The organism is Pseudomonas sp. JL23, assembly GCF_056933585.1.
On sequence record NZ_CM167795.1, the window covers coordinates 5,014,612 to 5,034,952 of the forward strand.

The window sequence follows — 20,341 nt, forward strand, 5'->3', positions numbered from 1 at the left end:
TTTGTTGGAACCTTATTTCCGACACGGCGTTGATCCATGTCGCACATCTGTAACATTTTGAAATGATCATACTCAATACCCTTTCAAAACAGGATTTGCATGATGGCGACCAACACAATGACGGCCGACGCGCTGGGAAAAAGCGCCGGGGCCAGTCACAAGTTCGGCGGCAAGCCGGGTGTCATGACCATGGTGATGTTCTTCGCCGTGCTCGCCCTGGGCCTGCTGTATACCGCTTTCAGCCTCAAGCAGGACATGGACGATCTGCATACGGTCGTCACCACCTGGACACCGTTCCTGCTGTTGGGCGTGGCGTTGCTGATCGCCCTGGGCTTCGAATTCGTCAACGGTTTCCATGACACCGCCAACGCCGTCGCCACAGTGATCTACACCCACTCCCTGCCGCCCAGCTTCGCGGTGGCCTGGTCGGGTCTGTTCAACTTCCTCGGTGTGTTGTTTTCCAGCGGTGCGGTGGCCTTCGGCATCATCGCCCTGCTGCCGGTCGAGCTGATTCTGCAAGTCGGCTCTTCTGCCGGTTTCGCCATGATCTTCGCGCTGCTTATCGCCGCCATCCTCTGGAACCTCGGCACCTGGTGGCTGGGCCTGCCTGCCTCGTCTTCCCATACCCTGATCGGTTCGATCATCGGTGTCGGCGTCGCCAACGCCCTGATGCACGGTCGTGACGGCACCAGCGGTGTGGACTGGACCCAGGCCAGCAAGATCGGCTACTCGCTGCTGATTTCACCTCTGGTCGGTTTCGGCGCTGCCGCGTTGTTGCTGCTGGCCATGCGCCTGTTCATCAAGAATCGCGCCCTGTACAAGGCCCCGGAAGGTGACGCACCGCCGCCATGGTGGATTCGCGGCCTGCTGATCCTGACCTGCACCGGCGTGTCCTTCGCCCACGGCTCCAACGATGGCCAGAAAGGCATGGGCCTGATCATGCTGATTCTGGTCGGCACCCTGCCGATGGCTTACGCCCTGAACCGCACCATGCCCGCCGATGAGGCACTGCGCTTCTCGGCCGTGGCCGAAGTGACCCAACAGGCTCTGGTCAAGAGCGTGTCCCAGCCTGCTCCCGCCGACTCGCGCAAGGTGTTGTCGGACTATCTGGTCAGCAAGCAAGCCACTCCCGAGCTGACACCAGCACTGGCAGTGATGGTCGGCAAGATCGGCAACGATGTGAAAGGCTATGGCTCTCTCGACAAAGTACCGGCCGAAGCAGTTTCCAACGTACGTAACGACATGTACCTGACGTCCGAAACCATCCGCCTGATGGACAAGAACAAAGCGGTCAGCTTCGACGCCGACACTCAGGGCAAGCTCAAGCTGTTCAAGGACCAGATCGATAACGCCACGCGCTTTATCCCGCTGTGGGTCAAGATCGCGGTGGCCATCGCCCTGGGTCTGGGCACCATGGTCGGCTGGAAGCGCATCGTGGTGACCGTCGGCGAGAAGATCGGCAAGACCCACATGACCTACGCCCAGGGTGCTTCGGCGGAGGTGGTGGCGATGGTCACCATCGGCGCTGCGGACATGTACGGCCTGCCGGTCTCCACCACCCATGTGCTGTCATCGGGTGTCGCCGGTTCCATGGTCGCCAACGGCTCCGGTTTGCAACTGCGGACCCTGCGCAATCTGGCCATGGCCTGGGTCCTGACCCTGCCAGCGGCGATCCTGCTGTCGGGTTCGTTGTACTGGGTGTTTACCAAGTTGTTCTAAGAACTCTGCCAGCTACACAAAAAGCCCACGCCAATGCGTGGGCTTTTTGCTTTCTGAGAACCTTGGGCCTGCATAGGTCCCGTGGGACCGGCTTCAGCCGGGAAGGCGTGCTCATTGATTAAATAAATGTAGCGGCTGTACCGGCCCTTTCCCGGCTAAAGCCGGTCCCACAGAGCAAGAGGCTATTGATCCAATGGATCCTGCGGCACCTCGCCGCCATCGGCACTGGTATCGATACTCACCACCACCGACATCCCCGGCCGCAGGCGATCGGCCTGGGGCTGGTCGGCGTCGACGATGATGCGTACCGGGATGCGCTGGGCGATCTTGACGAAGTTGCCGGTGGCGTTGTCGGCTGGCAGCAGGCTGAACTCGGAACCGGCAGCCGGGGAAATGCGCTGTACGCGGCCGTGCATCTTCTGATGATTCAGCGCATCCACCGTGAAACTCACCGGCTGGCCGAGGCGCACGTTGGCCATCTGGGTTTCTTTCATATTGGCAATCAGCCAGAGATGCTTGGGCACCAGGGCCATGAGTTGCGCCCCGGAGTTGACGTAGGCCCCCAGGCGCACGCCGATCTGGCCGAGTTGGCCATCCCGTGGAGCGAGAATGCGCGTGTTGGTCAAATCGATGCGCGCCAGTTCGATGGCCGCCTCGGCATTGGCCACCGAGGCTTCCAGGGACGCGCGGTTGACGATCACGGTCTGCAGGTCCTGCCGGGAAATTTCCAGCGTTGCCTTGGCCTCGGCCACGGCGGCAGTCGCCTGGGCATCGGCGGCGCGGGCGACATCCAGTTCACTTTTGGAAACGGAGCCATCGGTAACCAGCGCCTGGCTGCGACGTAGATCGGCGGCAGCCTTGCGACTTTGCGCAACACTGCTTTCCAGGGCCGCCTGGCGCTGGGCGATGGTCGCCTCGGCACTGCGGCGTTGCTGCAGGTTATTGGCCAGGGCGGCCTTCTGCACCCCCAGTTGGGCCAGGGCCTGATCCAGATGCTGGCGATAGATGCGGTCATCCAGTCGTACCAGCAGGTCGCCGGTCTTGACGAACTGGAAGTCCTTGACCGGCACTTCGTAAACGTAGCCGCTGAGTTGCGGGCCAATGATCGTCGTCTGACCGCGCACCAGGGCGTTGTCCGTGGTTTCGATGGGGCTGCTGAACGGCGGCAGCTGCCAGGCGTACAGCACGATCAGCACACCGGCCAGGGCGACGCTGGCGAAGATCATCGATGAGATGACGCGGGTGCGCACTGACCGCGGCTCGCTGGTCGGCGCTGCGGTTACCGGCGGTGGCGGTACAGCGGGTGGCGGCGTGGGTGCAGGTGCTGCTGGCGGAGTCGTTTCAGTCATGAAGAGTGGGCGCCATCGGGTTGAACTGGGGGCGAACTTACCGGCACTGGGGGCGCCGGTTCTATGGGTTTTGTGCTCATTTTCAGCCAGAGCGCCCGGGCCGAGGTCCAGACCATGGTCAGCACGGCGATCAGAGCAATAAGCATGAACATATCGTTATAGGCCAGAACGTTGGCTTCGCGAGTCGCCAGAGCCGCAAGGCTGCGCATGCCCTGGCTGGTACGCAGGGCCGGGTCGGCAAAGAAGCTCGCGTAAGCGCCCCCGGCACTTTGCAAACGAGCCACCACCTGAGGGTCAAGCAAGGTCACATGCTCGACCAGCAGGCTGGAATGAAATTTTTCCCGCACCACCTGAAAGGTGCCGAACGCCGCCGAACCGATCAGCCCGCCGACGCTCTGGGTAATCCCGAACAGCACGGAAAAGCTGATCAGGTTGCGTGAGTTACTGATCACCCCGCTGATCCCGAGAACCATGGTCGGGCCAAGAAAGAAGGTGCCGCCAAAGGCCAGCAGGAACTGGCTGAAATACATGTTCGATTGCCGGGTCAGGCTGGTCGAGCCGCTGTCCATCCAGGAGCCTGTGGCGATCAGGGCCAGGGAGATGATCAGCGGCTTGAACAGGTGCTGGGGGTTGATCGTCAGGACGCTGGTCGCAAGCCCTGCGACACTGCCCAGCAGCATGACCAGATACAGGGTTCGCAATTGTTCGGCGCCCATATTCAGTGTCTGCAAGAAACCGATGGCCCCGGTTGCCGGCTCCGACAGCACAACCCGAAACAGTGTCACCCCCAGGGCCAGGCGCAGGATTCGTCCACTGCCCAGCCAGCGCGTGATCAACAGAGGCCGGGCGCGGTTATGTTCGATGGCCAGGCCACTGATGATCAGGACAATGGCGCACACCGACGTGATGCCGATCCATGGCGCCTCTAGCCACCAGACAATACGCCCCAGGGACAACACCGCACAGAGCGCGGCAAAGCCGCCAGCCAGCAGGCCAAAGGTGAGAAAATCGAGTTTCTCGAAGGCCTTGAAACGGTCGCCCGGTGGCAGCTTGAGCAGCAGCACGCAGCCCAGGGCCAGCAACGCCATGCCCAGTTCGAACAGGTACAGACCGCGCCATTCGGCGATTTCCAGCAGGTTCTCGGAGAACAGCCGGGCCAGGGGAATCGCCAGCTGTGAGGTGCCCAACCCCAACACCAACGCCTTGATTCGCCACTTTTGCGCGAAGGCCTGGATCATGTAATACAGGCCCAAAGAACTGAGGGCCGCCCCCACCATGCCGTGAGCCGCTCGCACAGCGATGGCCGAGGCGATGTCATTGACGAACAAATGGGCCAGGGTCACCAGGGCATAGAGCACCAGAAACACTTCGGTAAAGGCACGCAGGCCGAACTGCTGGCGAAATTTCACCAGCAGCAGGTTCATCGACACGTTGGTCATCACGTAGGCAGCAGGCAGCCAGGCGATTTCCGCCGACGTCACCCCCAATGGCCCTTGCAGGTACGGCAGGTTAGCCACAACCAGAGCATTGCCCAAGCCGCCGGTCAGGGCCACGATCAAACCCACGACGGCAAAGGCCAGGCGCTTGGCCGTGGGGTGCAACGGCGTGGACGGCGAACCCGGCAAGGTCGGCCGCTCATGGGGTGCCCAATGGTGCGGGGCGTACTTGTCAGTCATTGACCTGAGCCTGAAGGATGCGGTGCCGGGATATTCGTAGCAAATAGCATATAGCCATTTGAGACGACACGGACCGTTGGAGCGAGGCGTGATCAGATGGTTCGGTCCAGGCTGCAAGCACAGGACAATGTGGGACCGGCTTTAGCCGGGAAGAGGCCAGCAGAATCAATACCTATGTGTTGCCTGTGATTCAGCCTTCCCGCTGAAGCCGGTCCACCTTGATTCAGCGACATCCCTAGCCAATCATGCGCAACGCCGAGCCAGCCGTCTTGGCCGGTTCTACCCCATGAATACTGGCAACGCGATGCTTGAGCATGCCGCCATTACGGCGATTTGCTACTGCATTGATCTCCGCCAGAACCGACAAGGCGACGCTCTCAGGGGTATCGCCCCCCAAGTCCAGGCCGACCGGATAATGCAGTCCAGCGAACGCAGGCTTTTCACGCAAGCCGTGGTCCATTTCATCCAGCAAACGTTCGGTGCGGCTGCGCGGACCGAGCTGGCCGATATACACCGGTTGCGCGTTCAGCGCGGCTTCCAGCCAGTGGCGGTCCTGGCTATAACTGTGAGTCATGATCACCACTGCGGCGCCGTCGAGCACGTCAGGCAGAGGCTGATTGAGCGTCATGGCCAAGACCTGATCCGCCTCGGGGAAGCGCTCGGCACGCGCGTACTGCGGCCGCGCGTCGATAACGATGGTATGCCAGCCCTGCAGACGTGCCATGCCCAGCAATGGCACAGCATCATGGCCTGCGCCGAAAATCACCAGACGCCGTGGCGCCGGAATGAACTCCAACAGCACTTCGACGGTTCCGCCGAGGCCTTCATACAGACAACTCGCCGAACGCCCCAGGGTCAGCACCGCCTGCAAGTCTTCGGCAATGCTGGCGGCCAGGCCCTGATCGCGCATCTCGCTCAACAGACCATCGACCGGAGCCAGGGCCAGGCGCTCGCCTATAGCGGTAAAACGCGGGTTCTGTGTATCGATCACGGTCGCCAACGCAGCAGGCTGCTGACTGGTCTGCACCTGCCGCAGCATCTGCACCGGCAGCGACGACTGCCCCGCCATGACCCGTTCGAACAGAATATGCACCGTACCGTTGCAGCCCAGGCCGAAACTCAGTTCCGCCTCTTCCAGGTCGTCATCGTCTTCGCCGGTGCTATAGGTGCGGATAACCGGCTTGCCGCTCTCGGTCAGCCACCAGGCCTTTTTGCTGACGTCACTTTCCAGGCAACCGCCGCTGACCGTGCCTGTGGCGCCGCCCAACTGTGGAATGATCATGCGCGCGCCTGGGCGGCGATAGGCCGAGCCTTCGACCTTGATCACCGTGGCGATGACTGCGTCCTGTCCTTGCGCCTGCGCAGCGTCCAGTGCAGCGAGCAGCTGCGATTGATCGTTCATCGGATGTCCCCTGAACCTGATAAACCCATCCCCATAGTCGCAGACCCGCAGGCACGACAATTGAATCGGCGTTGCATGAATTGAATGACCAGAAGGCCTTGATTCAAGACCGATGCCATTGTGACGGCAGGTGGTGAATTAAATTCATTATCTGTCGTACGACATGGAACATTCATCGAACAGCGAACATCATACCCATTTGCCCTATAAAACAGCTGAGCACCGTTAAGACCGGAGAACGCCCTGATGAGCAGCCCTGCAAGCGAATGCTACGAAACCGCTGAGCCCCAGACTCTGCTGCAACGCTACCGCAGCATGCGCAGCCGTAGCGAACAGTTGATCGCACCGCTGGATGCCGAGGATATGGTCGTGCAGTCGATGCCCGATGCCAGCCCGGCCAAATGGCACATGGCCCATACCACCTGGTTTTTCGAAACCTTCCTGCTCAAGGACGCGTGTGCCGATTACCCGATTTTCGATGCGAACTTCGCCTACCTGTTTAATTCCTACTACGAAGCCCTCGGCCCGCGCCATCCACGCCCCCAGCGCGGGCTAATGACCCGTCCCGGCGTGGATCGGGTACTGGCCTATCGCAAGCATGTCGACGAGCATATGGCCGCGCTGCTGCAGTCTCCCCAATCAGAGGAGCTGCGCAGCCTGATCGAACTGGGCCTGGCCCATGAAGAGCAGCATCAGGAACTGCTGTTGATGGACATCCTCCATCTGTTCAGCCTGTCGCCCCTGCGCCCGGCTTACGACACGCAATGGCCACGGGATTTGCCGGGGCGTCGCGGTCAATTCAAACCGCTCAAGGGCGGCCTGACCCAAATCGGCCATGCCGGGCCGGATTTCGCGTTCGACCATGAAGGCCCGCGCCACACAATCTACCTGCAACCCTTCGAGATCAGTGACCGTCTGGTAACCAATGGCGAATGGCTGGCGTTCATGCGCGACGGCGGCTATCGCCAGGCCGGCCTGTGGTTGTCCGAAGGCTGGAGCCTGATTCAGGACAATGGTTGGGACGCGCCGATGTACTGGCAGCACGATGAGCAGCAGGGCTGGCAGTGCATGACCCTGCGCGGCATGGAGGCCATTGACCCCGATGCCCCCGTCACCCACATCAGCTATTACGAAGCCGCCGCCTTCGCCCAGTGGGCCGATGCCCGCCTGCCCACCGAGGCCGAATGGGAAGCTGCCGCCGTAGCCGGATTGCTGGAGCAGGTCGATGACGTGGCCTGGCAATGGACGCAAACGGCCTTTAACGCCTACCCGGGTTTTCGACCGGCAGCCAGTGCGGTGGGCGAATACAATGGCAAGTTCATGATCAACCAGATCGTCCTGCGCGGCGGCGCCAGCAACACCTCGCCGGGGCATTGCCGGGCGACCTACCGCAATTTCTTCCCGACTGAAAAGCGCTGGGTGTGCTCGGGGTTACGGCTGGCGCGGGACGCGCGGTTGCCGGAAGGATTGAACTCGAAAAAGCCCGACATGGAGTGATCCCCCCGTAGGAGCTGTCGAAGGCTGCAAAAGCGGTATATCAGGCAGATCCCATTCGCAGCCTTCGGCAGCTCCTACAAAGGTCGACGCAAGCTATGCAGTCACCGGACTTGCTGCGCCCTATCGCAAAAATGCCCACTCTGCCTGTCACATTTGCCAATTGTCTTTTGCAGGTGCACTGCTAGTGTGTCTGGCACACGCAAAACAATAAAAATTGCAGGGAGCTAGTAATGAGTTCACAGGTTTTACCTGCCCATGCCGCGGACCGGCAATCCGTCAACGACAGCATTCTGCTCGAGGTGCGCAACCACATCGGGCACTTGACCCTGAACCGCCCGGCCGGGCTGAACGCCATCGATCTGGACATGGTGCGCACGCTGCACCGGCAGCTTGAACGCTGGGCCGAGGACGATGGTGTGTATGCCGTGGTCCTGCGTGGCGCCGGGGACAAGGCCTTTTGCGCCGGCGGTGATATCCGCGCACTGTACGACAGTTACAAGAGCGGCCAGCGCCTGCATCTGGACTTTTTCGAAGAGGAATACGCCCTGGATCTGGCGATCCACCACTACCGCAAGCCGGTGCTGGCGCTGATGGACGGTTTTGTCCTCGGTGGTGGCATGGGGCTGGTGCAGGGGGCCGATCTGCGGGTGGTTACCGAACGCAGCCGCCTGGGCATGCCGGAAGTTGCCATCGGTTATTTCCCGGATGTCGGCGGCAGTCATTTCCTGCCACGGGTGCCGGGCGAGCTGGGCATTTATCTCGGGGTCAGCGGGGTACAGATTCGTGCCGCCGACGCGCTGTACTGCGGCCTGGCCGACTGGTGCCTGAACAGCGACATGCTGCCACGCCTGGACCACATGCTCGATCACCTGGCCTGGAAGAAAAATCCGCTCAAGGACCTGCAGGGTGTGCTGGCAAAAATCGCCACTCAACGCCTGCCCAATCCCCCACTTGAGCAACTGCGCCCGGTCATCGATCACTTCTTCGCTCTGCCGGACCTGGCGAGCATCATCGAACAATTGCGCGCGGTCACCGTCGCCGACACTCATGAATGGGCCCTGGCCACCGCCGGACTGCTGGAAAGCCGCTCGCCCCTGGCCATGGCGGTGACGCTTGAGCTGCTTCGTCGCGGCCGTCATCTGTCGCTGGAAGACTGCTTTGCCCTCGAATTGCATCTGGACCGTCAGTGGTTTGCCCGCGGCGATCTGCTCGAAGGCGTGCGTGCCCTCATTATCGATAAAGACAAGAAGCCACACTGGAACCCACCCCGCGTGCAGGAGCTGAACGCCGAGCATGTGGCGAGTTTCTTCAGTGGCCAGGAGAACTGAACCATGCAAGACCTGGAATTGAGCGAAGAACAGATCATGATCCGCGACATGGCTCGCGAATTCGCCCGCAACGAAATCGCCCCCCATGCCCAGCGCTGGGAAAAGGCTGGCTGGATCGACGATGCGATGATCAGCAAAATGGGCGAGCTGGGCCTGCTCGGCATGATCGTCCCGGAACAATGGGGCGGCACCTATATCGATTACGTGGCCTATGCCCTGGCCGTAGAAGAAATTTCGGCAGGCGACGCCGCTACCGGCACCTTGATGAGTGTGCACAGTTCGGTAGGCTGCGGCCCGTTGCTCAAGTACGGCAGCCCCGAGCAACAGCAGGAGTGGCTACCGCGCCTGGCCAGCGGTGCTGCCATTGGCTGTTTCTGCCTGACCGAGCCCCAGGCCGGATCAGAAGCCCACAACCTGCGCACCCGTGCCGAGCTGCGTGACGGCCAGTGGATCCTCAATGGCGCCAAGCAGTTCGTCAGCAACGGCAAGCGGGCGCAACTGGCCATTGTCTTTGCCGTGACCGATCCGGAGCTGGGCAAGAAAGGCCTGTCGGCATTTCTGGTGCCCACCGACACTCCCGGCTTCAGCGTTGATCGCAGCGAACACAAGATGGGCATCCGCGCCTCGGACACCTGCGCTGTCACCCTCAATGACTGCCATATCCCAGCCGCCAACCTGCTGGGCGAACGCGGCAAGGGTCTGGCGATTGCCTTGTCCAATCTGGAAGGCGGGCGCATCGGCATTGCCGCCCAGGCATTGGGAATCGCCCGGGCAGCGTTCGAAGCCGCGTTGCTGTATGCCCGCGATCGGGTGCAGTTCGATAAGCCGATCATTGAGCACCAAAGCGTGTCGAACATGCTTGCCGACATGCACACCCGCATCAACGCCACGCGCCTGCTGGTACTGCACGCGGCGCGCCTGCGCAGCGCCGGCAAGCCATGCCTGTCGGAAGCCTCCCAGGCCAAGCTGTTCGCCTCGGAGATGGCCGAATGGGTCTGTTCCAAGGCAATCCAGATCCATGGCGGCTACGGCTATCTGGAGGACTACCCGGTGGAGCGCTATTACCGCGACGCCCGGATCACCCAGATCTACGAAGGCTCCAGTGAAATCCAGCGCCTGCTGATTGCCCGTGAGCTGCGCCATTACCTGGCGTGAATCGGTTCACGGCGTAGGTCCAGGAGACGGAACGACGGCAGCTGGCGTGGGCGCCGGGGTGGTATAGCGTTGGCGCCCCAATAGCGTGATCAGCAAAGCGACAGAGTCGGCATTTTTCAGCATCAACTCCCGTCGCTTCGCGGCATCACTAAGAAACACCGCACGTGCCTGGGGCAATGCGAACGTGTTGGTGACATCCAGGATCGTCGAAAACTCGGCGCCGTCAGCATCGACAAAGTCACGCCACTGGTGCCCCTCCAACGTGACGAACAGGTCGGCCGGTGTTGACAGATGGGAGAAGCCCTGAGTCCGTAACCGCACCAGTTCCCGCTTGATCATGGTTTTGAACGCATCCGCCTCATCCAGCAGGTCAGGGAAAGGTGCCGCAGCCCGCACATAGGCCAGGTCATGGGTATCGAGCGCCATATGGGACAACTCATGCAGCAATATGGTGGCGCGAAAATGCGTGCCAGTATTGAAGCCCGAGATCGTAAATAGTTGCCGGTTAAGGTCACGCCCCGGAATGGAGAAATACTCTTCTGTGAGGTAGATACGCCGTTGCGGATCGCTCTTGGAGATAAAAGCCGTGGTGCCCTCCTGACCAGGTCGGTTTTGCCCGATGATGAATCGCTCTGATGTGTAAGGCCTCAGGCTCGGGTCGCTGAACTCCCTGAATAGCGTCGTCACTTTGCTCTTGACCTCAGTGAGCAGTTGGCTATCGACGGTCGTCACGCCGAAAAACTCGCTCAGTATCTGACTGACTTGCGCATCCAGCTGAGTCAGCGGATTGAGGTTGGTCAGACAGGTCTCCAGATAATTCACCGCCTGGTGATATGCCTCGATGATCATTCGCGCCTTATAACGCGCGGCCGAACGGATCTCCCGCATGCCGTAAAACTCAGGAATGAATATCTGCTCGACCATGGACGGAGTCAGGCTGGCAGCACGTAACCGGCTGACGGTACCGCCGCCGCCGTACAGGCCCAGCCGCAGATTCAGCTCCCAATGCTGTTGGTCGTTCAGCTTTATTCGCGGGCCTCTCTGGGTGTCATCAATGATATGCCAATGGTCGCTGGCAAATTGCACACGATAGACCTGCCCTGCCACTGCGGCGTACTGGCGTTTCGTTGCCGGGTCCCGGTAGATATTGAGCAAGGGATCTTTTTCCAGGGTGTTCAAGGCCACGTCATGCACCTCGAACAGCCGCAGACGGCTTTTCATTGCCGGGGTCAGCTGTGAGTTTCTCCAGGAAAATTTCGGCAGGCCGGTCAAAACAGTTTCAGTTGCGGTTGGCTCCTGTCTGTCACTCTTGAGATCTTCCTTGCCGCTGCGAAATGAAATGATGCCACCTATCGCAGCAGACAACTCCGACAGGGCCTTGCCCCATTGCTGGTCATAAGCGGCCTCGAACGAAGCCTTGAACAAGTTTTGGCTCTGCAGCAGGTTGATCAGCATGCCCAGCCTGCCTGGCGTGAACATGAGAATCTGGTCAACCCCCAGGCCCATCAGGTAAACAAACGCATCCCAATCGGCCTGGGCCGTGGTCACCGTCTGCTTACGACTCATGGACTTGAGCACACTCAGGGTTTCAACAAACAGAAACTGCAGCGCGTTACCCATCACCGGGGCGTCCCCCAGGGTCACCGTCTCTCGCTGCGGTATGGGATCGTCGAACGAGGCCCCGACAATCCATGGCACATGTGCTTCAAGGAAACCACCGTTGCTGTAGCGCGAGATTCGCTTGGGATCAAGACGCCCCAGCACCAGCGCCTGCAAGGACGGCGACGTACGCAGTTCGGTCAGCAAGTGCGCCTCATCGCGAAACTCCTTGAAACTGTAGGAATGATTGAACAACGCATGCAGGATCACCGGCCCCTGGGTCCGGTCTTTCGGGCCGATCAGGTACGCGCCCTCGACAGCGTCCACCGGCATGCCCGCACGCGGCAGCAATTGCAGGGGGCGCAAAGTGATGTCCTGTCCCAGCACCTGCTGGCGGGCAAGCCCGTCGGGCATATCGAGCAAGCCTTCGATATAAGCGTACGCCTTGGCGCTTAGCAGGTTGCGCATTTTCAGTTCGAGCGCAATGATCAGCATGCGCGACGGTATCTGGGCAATGAAGCGCTCGCGGCGCTGGACGTACTCCGGATCGCGCACATCCAGCTTGCTTTCCAGCATGACGCGGTAGTGATGCCCTACATCCAGCTTGCTTACCAGAGCATTGACATACTGAGGTGTCAGCCCCGACGGGACAGGTGTATCGGGCACAAACTCAAGGGTCAGCAGCGCATTCTGCAGTTCGGCAAAGTGATTGAGGGCAAACAGGGTCAGGCTTTCCTGATAAACCTGGGTCACTGCCGCGATACCAGAGGGCGTATCGCCAACGGCAACGGGAGTGCCCACATAACGAGTCATTTTCACCGTAACGGCGTCGGAATCCAGGACGTAATCGGGGAAATCCAGCTTGATCTGCTTTTGCAGCGCCTGAGCGGAAAATTTCTTGAGCCCCTCAATGCCGGACAGAAAGTCCTCACTGGGGGTATTACTCAGGTAGTAGCGTTCAAGCATTTGAACGTAGCTCACCAGATCGTCGACGGAGGCGGTTTTCAACCAGTCGAGGATATGCACGGTGTAGCTCAGGTTCTGAATTTCCGATGACAACAAGTCAACGGCCAGGGACAGTTTGTCATCGGTCTGGGCGATCTCGACAAAGCGATTGAACAGCGCGGCTGGAAGCCGGCTGGCCATGGATCGATCCAGTGCCAGGGAAATGCCGGCGATGTGTCGGGCCTGTTCGTTATGCTGCAACTCCCGGATAAAGTGTCCCTCGACCGACGAAAGGCTGACTTTCAGAGGTGAGCGATCCGGCGTACGCAGATGCTCGCGCAACACCAACTGATCTGAATCGCTGAACAGTGACAAGTACCTGTCCTGAAAATCCCCGGTACTCAAGCGCTCATCGAGTTTTTCTTCCAGAGCTTGCTGCGTGCGGAAAAGATCCAGGCCGGAAATGACCGACCAAAACAGCTTGAGCCGTTCACCGTGTGCGGGATGGCGCAGGAAAAACACATTCGTCATGGGCAGTGGTGCTTGCCGACCGTCGATAATCACTGAGACGGAGCACACCTCAACCCGTTCCTCACCGAAGACTTCACGCAGGTTCGCCACAGGACGCGTGAGGACCTGAGTGATGGCGTTGAGAATGTACTCGGTCATGAAACCACTGCGCCTGAGCAGCAGACTGTCCAGGTACAACAGCTCATGAAGTATCTGCGTGCCCATTGCCTCGGGCTCCAGTCGCCGCGCAGGCAAGCGCAGGGAACGCCCCAGATAGCGCCGCACCAGCGCCAGGTGTTCGATAACGAAGCCGTCGGCAACACGTGCCGTCAGGTGATCGATCAGGCCGGGGGTCAGGAGAGGCTCGGGCATAAGAGCGCTGCCATCACTGCTGCGACGCACTATCCGGCTGCCAGCGGGCAGATTTACGGCGCGCAGGCCCATGACCCGGTCCAGCAGCAGGTCGGGCAGGTCAATGTTCGTAATAGCGGAACGCGCTGCGTCAGTCTTGTCGCCATTGCCTGCCCATTGCACGACGATGCTCTGTGCGTCAGGCGCCGCCGTGCCCATGGTCACCAGGTACTCATCGAGCGCTGCACAGGCATGACGGCGGGGGTCAGGACAATTCTGTATCCGTTGGAGGGTCAAGGACTCCAGCGCAACAACCTGATCACCCCAGGACATCAGAGCCGGGTCCCTGGCCGTCAGCACATCGCGCACAACCTGAACCTGGGGGCGCGGCTCAGGCACAGGCACCGCCTCCGGCCAGCGTCGGGTAAAGGCCTGAAGCTGGCCAAGCCAACGCCCGCCGCCCTCAAAGCGCAACAAGCGGCGATCCACCAGATGACGGATATCCAGAGCGTCATCGACCATCGCGGCAAGGGCGCCAAAATCCTTGCGTGGCTGATCGAGAACGAACTCAAGGTTATCCAACTGCAAGGCAACGATCGAGTCGCTGATCTCGATAAACAGTGCATCCTTGACCGCCGCAGAGCTCAGTGAGAACGAGGCAGCAGCCGTCAGCAGAAGCTGATCGCCGGCGCTCAGGTAATGCAATAACTCCTCACGACCATTCGTACTGGCGTAATACTCGGCCAGAGCCGCTCTATCCTGGAAGCGCTGCAGACCATTGATAGTCGAGTACAGCAGCAGGCCGGGCAAGTTATCAAACTCTACGGTAAACAACCCGGCCAGCGGGATCGGTTGCTGCTCACCCAGCCTGATTGCCAATCGATGGGTCTGAGCCCGATGTTCCAGGCCCTGCCGCACGGCCATCGGCTGCAGCAGGCTCGCCAGCTGACGAAACTCATTCGCACCAAAGGTGCCGTCCTCGGAGCGGCCCAGCAGCTCCTGATGGAAGGTTTCTGCTACCGCCTGCGCCAGTATTTCGCGCTGTGTCGTGCCCTTTTCGTCGGGCTCATCCCAAAAGCCATGGAGCAGGGCCGCATACGCTGATTTGAATTGCGTACAGGTACGGGTCAACGCCTGTTGGCAGATTGCCGCAACCTCTTCGTTGAGCAATTTCCCCGTACTGCCAAGCCATTGGCGCTTCTTCCCCGCCCCCGGAACATCGCCCATGAAGTCACCGACCAGAGCCTGTTCCAGGGTCTGCAAGCGAAGCACGGAGTTCAGGGGGATGCCCTCGGCCGCCTGCGGCTCGTCTCGAACAATCTGGGTTGCCAGGCCTTTTACATCGATCGTGGTATCGGGCAAGGCAGCACGCAGATTGTCGATCAGGGTGTCGGCCAAAGCCTCGCGCAGGGAGGGCAGGCGCTGCAGGACCTGATTGAGCAGACGCAGATACTGCATCTGTTGATCGACCAGCAGATACATGCGTTGCTCGAAGGGGTCGCCTTCGAGCAACTGGTATTCGAAGGTCCCGTTACCGCTGGCCTCCTCGGAAAAGAGCCGCTTGACCGCGACAAGCAAAGCCTCTCGAGTATCAAAACGCATCAGCCCATATAGCAGGGTATCGAGATAAACCGTTCTGATTGCGGAGTTCCGGCTGCTGAGTAACAGCGCGCCGGTCATTTCCGAGCCTGACAGCGTACCGTCCTCAAGCAACAGGCGGTCTACCCGCGGCGGGTTTAACGGTACATCGTTGTCGTCGCCCAGCGCTCCCAATTGCGCCAGCCAGCGGCGCTCGTCGGCAGAAATACCGCCATCGCGAAACGCATCGTCAACGTTCTGGATAAATCGTCGTCGCAGCAGTTCGATCTGAAAATGATCGGAGAGTGTAGAAGTCATCAAGCCTGTCCTTTTCACGCTGAAACCCCGTGCGAGCAAGGCGCACGGGGTCGAGAATGAAAAAGAGCTTAATGAGGCACGTCCCAGAGAAAGCGGTAGATAGATACTCGCCGCTGCTTATTTCGCTCAGACGTGTCTGGCCACCCAGGCCGCGTAGGCGTCGATGAACGTCTGCAGGAATGGCCGGGTTTTCTCGGACAACGTGCCAGACTCATCGAAGAAAGTCCCGGCATTGCCCAGGTAGGCTTCCGGCTGCTGCATGCAGGGCACGTTGAGGAAGACCAGGGACTGGCGCAAATGGTGGTTGGCACCAAAACCGCCGATGGCGCCCGGCGAAGCACTGAGTACCGCACCGGGTTTGCCGGACCAGGCACTCTGCCCGTACGGGCGCGACCCTACATCGATGGCGTTTTTCAGCACGCCGGGCACCGAACGGTTGTATTCCGGAGTCACGAACAGCACGCCATCGGCGGCATTGAGTTGCAGGCGAAATGCCGCATAGGTGGGCGGCGTATGGGTAGCGGTATCGATGTCTTCGTTGTACAGCGCCAGTTCGCCAATTTCGACGATATACAGCTTCAGGCTGGGAGGAGCCAGGTCAGCCAGGGCCTGGGCGATCTTGCGGTTGATCGAATCCTTTCTGAGACTGCCGACAACTACTGCAATTGAATAGATCTGGCTCATGGCATACATCCGTTATCAGTTCAGGAAAAATCGGAACTCTAGTTATAGATGATCCTGCCGTCCTGCCACGGCTTTATTGCGCAAGCACCCATTCACGGCCATGGGCCCGGTATTTTTTCGCTGCGGGAAAACTCCACGCAAAAACATCGGTCTACAGAGCGCCTGCAAAGATGTTACAAGTCTTGGCTGGCACAGAGTCAGCCCACATCGATGGCAGGCTGGCGTGGTAAACAAGCGGTTATTTTCAGAGGTTACAAAGCAAATGGTTGCAGTTCTGGTTGGAAAATTTCATGCAAGGGACGCGGAGGGACGGGTCTACTCGGTGCATGAGTTCCAGGAATCATCGCCCGCCGGGGCGGGTTCGCAAGCCGACACCGGGCAACCTGTTTCGACCTATCGCCTGGCCATCGGCGACCGTGTGACGCATCTGGGTGGCGACGATTTCGAACTATTGCAGTCCGGCGTGAAGATGACGCGTACGCCCTGAGCACCAACTCCCAGGACTATGCGCATTCCCCTGTAGGACCGGCTTTAGCCGGGAGAGCGCCCTCGCGGCTGAAGCCGCTCCTACAGAGCATTCGCCACATCAATCAAATAACAGATACCAGAACACCGCCGCCTCGCGGCTCTGCGGGTTGATGCCGCGATATCGCAGGTGATCGACCCCGCCCACGACAAAACCACAGCGCTCGTATAAACGACAGGCCGCCAGGTTGTTGTTCTGGGTTTCCAGCATGACCCCTGCCAATTCGCGCCTGCGACTCCAGAACTGCGCCACGTCCAGCAGTGAACGGGCCACGCCATGACGGCGCGCCGAAACATCCACCGCCAGCTCATCGACGTGAGCAAAACCATTCCAGTGGGTGCTGAGCACGATATGTCCCACCGCCCGCTCGCCCAGCCAGGCCACCAGAATGGTGCTGTCGGCCGCGTCGCGGTGATCACAGAACTCCTGGGAGTCGATGCCGTAATTCTTGCAATAGGGCTCAACGGCTTCGACCGGCCAGCTATCGACAGGCTCGCCCGGACGAACCTGCGCGTAACCTTTGACGGTGAAGGTGAATTCGCTATTGAGGATGTAATCCTCGAAGCATTCGTTTGCGACGCGAATGCTCAGGCCGGGCTCTGCCATCGGATTACCTGCCGTCAGGCGCTGGCCTGGGCCTCAAGCAATTGCACCCATAACGCCGGGGCACCCGCCGACTTGGCAATGATTGCCAGGCGCGCTTCGTGGGCGGCCAGCTCTTCGTCGCTGGCGCGAATGATCCGCGCGGGGGTACGACTGGCGGGCAGGCGACGAATTTCGCTGGCCTGGCTGCCGGAACCGTCGCCCGAACCATGACCATCGGATGAATTACCCGCCAGGGACAGGCTGGTCTGGCCGCCAGTCATGGTCAGGTAGACGTCGGCGAGAATCTCCGAGTCGAGCAAGGCGCCGTGCAGTTCCCGGCCGGAGTTGTCAACGCCGTAGCGCTTGCACAGGGCATCGAGGCTGTTGCGCTGGCCGGGGTGACGCTCACGGGCCATTTGCAGGGTGTCGAGCACCGTGCAGTACTGGGTGATATCGACACGGTCCTGCTGACCCAGAAGGGCGAATTCGTTGTTGATGAAGCCAACGTCGAACGGTGCGTTATGGATAATCAGCTGCGCGCCCTTGATGAACTCGAAGAACTCATCGGCCACTTCGGCGAAACGCGGCTTGCCCACCAGGAACTCGTTGGTGATGCCGTGCACCCCGATCGCCCCTTCGTCGCTCTCGCGGTCAGGTTGCAGGTACACATGAAAATGCCGCCCGGTCAGGCGGCGGCCGATCAACTCGACGCAACCGATCTCGATGATGCGGTGGCCGTCGGTAACCGGCATACCGGTGGTTTCGGTATCGAGGACGATCGATCTGTTATCTGTGTTTTCCACTGCCATTGCCTTGCTGCCTCATCTACAGGCGGCGATCTTAGCACGGTGCAAACGGCCATGAGCCTGCATCGCACCCTGCGGTCACCGGCATTATCCCAAGCGGGCGCTGCGCACTTCGTCGACGCCACGGTTGGCCAACTGATCGGCACGCTCGTTGCCCGCATGGCCGATGTGCCCGCGTACCCACTGCCATTTGACGTTGTGGCGGCTGACCTGCTCGTCGAGCAGCTTCCACAGATCGGCATTCTTGACCGGCTCTTTGGCGGCAGTCTTCCAGCCGCGCTTCTTCCAGTTGGTCATCCACTCGGTGATGCCCTTCATCACGTATTGCGAGTCAGTCACCAACAACACATCGCAGGGCCGCTTGAGTTCTTCCAGGCCGCGAATGGCGCCGAGCAGTTCCATGCGATTGTTAGTGGTGTTGGCTTCGCCGCCCCACAACTCCTTTTCCACGCCCTTGCAGATCAGCAAGGCGCCCCAGCCGCCGGGGCCGGGATTGCCCTTACAGGCGCCATCGGTGAAGAGCTCAACACTGTCGTTCATTTATTTCTTTCCGTAAGAATGCCAACCCCTCGGTAGGAGCTGCCGGAGGCTGCGAAAGCGGCGTATCAGAAAATCCGATCGCAGCCTTCGGCAGCTCCTACAAAGCTTTATTCCAATTCAATTGAAGGTGGATCAGGAATCCGGTCCACTGCGATTGACCTTGGCCATCGGCAGCGGGATCAGCTTGCCCATGGGCTCGCGACGCGCCTGGCGCAAGGGTCGAAGGCCGACCACCAATTTGCGCGCGACCAATAGATAGAAGCCGCCACCGGGACTCTGCCAACCGTCGCCCAGACGCTCAAGCCCCGCCAGACGCGACTGCCAGGCAGCCGAGGCAAGCGGCGGACGATAGCACCCGAAGCGGCGTTTCTCCAGCGCGAAGCCCAGCAGGTTGAGCCAGTCACCGACCCGCGAAGGTGAAATGCAGCGCGCTTTGCGCAAGGCGTCTCTGGCAAAGACACGGCGCAGGCCCCAGGTGCTCCAGGGATTGATTCCGACGATCAGCAGATGCCCGCCCGGACGCACGCTGCTGGCAGCTTCGCGCAGCAGACCGTGGGGCGACAGGCAGAAATCCAGGCCATGTTGCAGCACCACCACATCGGCGGCGTGCTCGCTCAGGGGCCAGGCCTGTTCCTCACAGACGATCTCGACGCCGGGCAAAGGCGCACCCAGGCGTACGTTGCGTTGCACCTGGTGGGCGACGGGCGGGTTTTGCGCCGAAGGGCCGTAATGCACCAGATAACCACCGAAGTAACGCCCCAGCTCCTCTTCCAGAACCTGGCGCTCTTCCTCCAGCAACAGCCGCCCCAAAGGCCCGGAAAGCCACTCGCGGGCCGAGCTGATCAACGCCAGCCATTCAGGATCGGCTTGGGCGAACGCTTTATCGGTCATGTGTGATCTCCTCCGGGGGTGCTCGCACGGAGCGGGTTCAGAGCCTAAGATGCACCATTGTCTTCCGCCATGCGAATTGCGCCATGATACAGATCGATGCCCTGCCCGCTTTCAACGACAATTACATCTGGTTGTTGCAGGATGCTTCCAGCCGCCGCTGTGCCGTGGTCGACCCCGGTGATGCCGCGCCGGTGCTGGCCTGGCTGGAAAAAAATCCAGGCTGGCAACTGAGCGACATTCTGGTCACTCACCATCATAACGACCATGTCGGCGGCGTCGCCGAGCTCAAACAGGCCAGCGGCGCCCGGGTCCTGGGCCCGGCCACGGAAAACATCCCGGCACGGGACATCGCCCTGAGCGACAACCAGCACATTGAAGTGCTGGGCCTGGACTTCGAGATCTACACCGTACCTGGCCATACCCTCGGCCATGTGGCTTTTTACCATGCCGACGCGCAACGGCCGCTGCTGTTCTGCGGCGACACGCTGTTCGCCGCCGGTTGCGGGCGCCTGTTCGAAGGCACACCGGAACAAATGCACCACTCCCTCAGCCGCCTCAGCGCCCTGCCCGGCAACACTCTGGTCTACTGCACCCACGAATATACCTTGAGCAATCTGCGCTTTGCCGTGGCCGTGGAGCCGGACAATCGCGATATCGCCGAGCGTTTTGCTCAGGTCAGCCGCTGGCGCGAAGAAAATCGCATCAGCCTGCCGTCCACCATCGAACTGGAACTGCGCACCAATCCATTTATACGGACCCATGAAACATCCGTTAAAGAAAAAGCGGACGAACGGACCGGCATCGACAACGCCTCGCCAAGCGCGATTTTTGCCAGCCTCAGGGCTTGGAAAGATAAGTTCTAAGGGACCATCAAAGCCGCAC

General features: G+C 60.4%; 15 protein-coding genes. 6 read left to right on the forward strand and 9 right to left on the reverse strand.

Annotation, left to right across the window (positions count from 1 at the left end):
* The first annotated feature begins 102 nt into the window (after window positions 1-102).
* Window positions 103-1,719, forward strand: coding sequence for an inorganic phosphate transporter (locus AC1Z24_RS23175; RefSeq protein WP_483742875.1), 1,617 nt, complete (start codon window positions 103-105; stop codon window positions 1,717-1,719).
* A 182-nt stretch (window positions 1,720-1,901) separates the two neighbouring features.
* On the opposite strand, the gene AC1Z24_RS23180 is transcribed toward AC1Z24_RS23175, so the two are convergent.
* The 3 genes from AC1Z24_RS23180 to AC1Z24_RS23190 all read right to left on the reverse strand — a co-directional run bounded on the left by AC1Z24_RS23180 (window position 1,902) and on the right by AC1Z24_RS23190 (window position 6,146).
* Window positions 1,902-3,068 carry an HlyD family secretion protein gene (locus tag AC1Z24_RS23180; RefSeq protein ID WP_483742876.1) on the reverse strand — a complete coding sequence of 389 codons (1,167 nt, stop codon included), beginning with the start codon at window positions 3,066-3,068 and terminating at the stop codon, window positions 1,902-1,904.
* Window positions 3,065-4,744 (reverse strand): MFS transporter, encoded by a 1,680-nt coding sequence (locus AC1Z24_RS23185; RefSeq protein ID WP_483742877.1) that lies wholly within the window; start codon window positions 4,742-4,744, stop codon window positions 3,065-3,067. Before AC1Z24_RS23185 ends, AC1Z24_RS23180 begins: the two co-directional genes overlap by 4 nt.
* 235 nt (window positions 4,745-4,979) lie before the next feature.
* Entirely contained in the window at window positions 4,980-6,146 is a 1,167-nt protein-coding gene (locus AC1Z24_RS23190; RefSeq protein ID WP_483742878.1) for an XdhC family protein, read from the reverse strand.
* Between the two features lie 246 nt (window positions 6,147-6,392).
* Between AC1Z24_RS23190 and egtB the strand changes: the two genes are divergently transcribed.
* The 3 genes from egtB to AC1Z24_RS23205 all read left to right on the forward strand — a co-directional run bounded on the left by egtB (window position 6,393) and on the right by AC1Z24_RS23205 (window position 10,126).
* On the forward strand, window positions 6,393-7,643 hold the full coding sequence (gene egtB, locus AC1Z24_RS23195; RefSeq protein ID WP_483742879.1) for an ergothioneine biosynthesis protein EgtB: 1,251 nt from the start codon (window positions 6,393-6,395) through the stop codon (window positions 7,641-7,643).
* Between the two features lie 230 nt (window positions 7,644-7,873).
* Window positions 7,874-8,971 carry an enoyl-CoA hydratase/isomerase family protein gene (locus AC1Z24_RS23200; protein WP_483742880.1) on the forward strand — a complete coding sequence of 366 codons (1,098 nt, stop codon included), beginning with the start codon at window positions 7,874-7,876 and terminating at the stop codon, window positions 8,969-8,971.
* A 3-nt stretch (window positions 8,972-8,974) separates the two neighbouring features.
* Window positions 8,975-10,126, forward strand: a complete 1,152-nt coding sequence (locus tag AC1Z24_RS23205) for an acyl-CoA dehydrogenase family protein (RefSeq protein WP_483742881.1) — start codon at window positions 8,975-8,977, stop codon at window positions 10,124-10,126.
* Between the two features lie 6 nt (window positions 10,127-10,132).
* Here the strand turns inward: AC1Z24_RS23205 and AC1Z24_RS23210 are convergent, their stop codons facing one another.
* Both AC1Z24_RS23210 and AC1Z24_RS23215 read right to left on the reverse strand, forming a co-directional pair.
* Window positions 10,133-15,427 (reverse strand): dermonecrotic toxin domain-containing protein, encoded by a 5,295-nt coding sequence (locus AC1Z24_RS23210; protein WP_483742882.1) that lies wholly within the window; start codon window positions 15,425-15,427, stop codon window positions 10,133-10,135.
* 126 nt (window positions 15,428-15,553) lie between these two features.
* Complete coding sequence (locus AC1Z24_RS23215) at window positions 15,554-16,111, reverse strand: NADPH-dependent FMN reductase (protein WP_483742883.1); 558 nt, start codon at window positions 16,109-16,111, stop codon at window positions 15,554-15,556.
* A 262-nt stretch (window positions 16,112-16,373) separates the two neighbouring features.
* On the opposite strand from AC1Z24_RS23215, the gene AC1Z24_RS23220 reads away from it, so the two are divergent.
* Window positions 16,374-16,598 carry a hypothetical protein gene (locus AC1Z24_RS23220; protein WP_483742884.1) on the forward strand — a complete coding sequence of 75 codons (225 nt, stop codon included), beginning with the start codon at window positions 16,374-16,376 and terminating at the stop codon, window positions 16,596-16,598.
* 99 nt (window positions 16,599-16,697) lie between these two features.
* On the opposite strand, the gene AC1Z24_RS23225 is transcribed toward AC1Z24_RS23220, so the two are convergent.
* From AC1Z24_RS23225 to AC1Z24_RS23240, 4 genes are all read right to left on the reverse strand, one after another.
* On the reverse strand, window positions 16,698-17,243 hold the full coding sequence (locus tag AC1Z24_RS23225) for a GNAT family N-acetyltransferase (protein WP_483742885.1): 546 nt from the start codon (window positions 17,241-17,243) through the stop codon (window positions 16,698-16,700).
* 14 nt (window positions 17,244-17,257) lie between these two features.
* On the reverse strand, window positions 17,258-18,031 hold the full coding sequence (dnaQ, locus tag AC1Z24_RS23230) for a DNA polymerase III subunit epsilon (protein ID WP_483742886.1): 774 nt from the start codon (window positions 18,029-18,031) through the stop codon (window positions 17,258-17,260).
* Between the two features lie 84 nt (window positions 18,032-18,115).
* Complete coding sequence (gene rnhA / locus AC1Z24_RS23235; protein ID WP_483742887.1) at window positions 18,116-18,568, reverse strand: ribonuclease HI; 453 nt, start codon at window positions 18,566-18,568, stop codon at window positions 18,116-18,118.
* 132 nt (window positions 18,569-18,700) lie between these two features.
* A complete protein-coding gene (locus AC1Z24_RS23240; RefSeq protein ID WP_483742888.1) occupies window positions 18,701-19,459 on the reverse strand; it encodes a class I SAM-dependent methyltransferase in 759 nt (252 codons plus the stop codon).
* A gap of 83 nt (window positions 19,460-19,542) precedes the next feature.
* On the opposite strand from AC1Z24_RS23240, the gene gloB reads away from it, so the two are divergent.
* Window positions 19,543-20,322, forward strand: a complete 780-nt coding sequence (gene gloB / locus AC1Z24_RS23245) for a hydroxyacylglutathione hydrolase (protein WP_483742889.1) — start codon at window positions 19,543-19,545, stop codon at window positions 20,320-20,322.
* The last annotated feature ends 19 nt before the right edge of the window (window positions 20,323-20,341 follow it).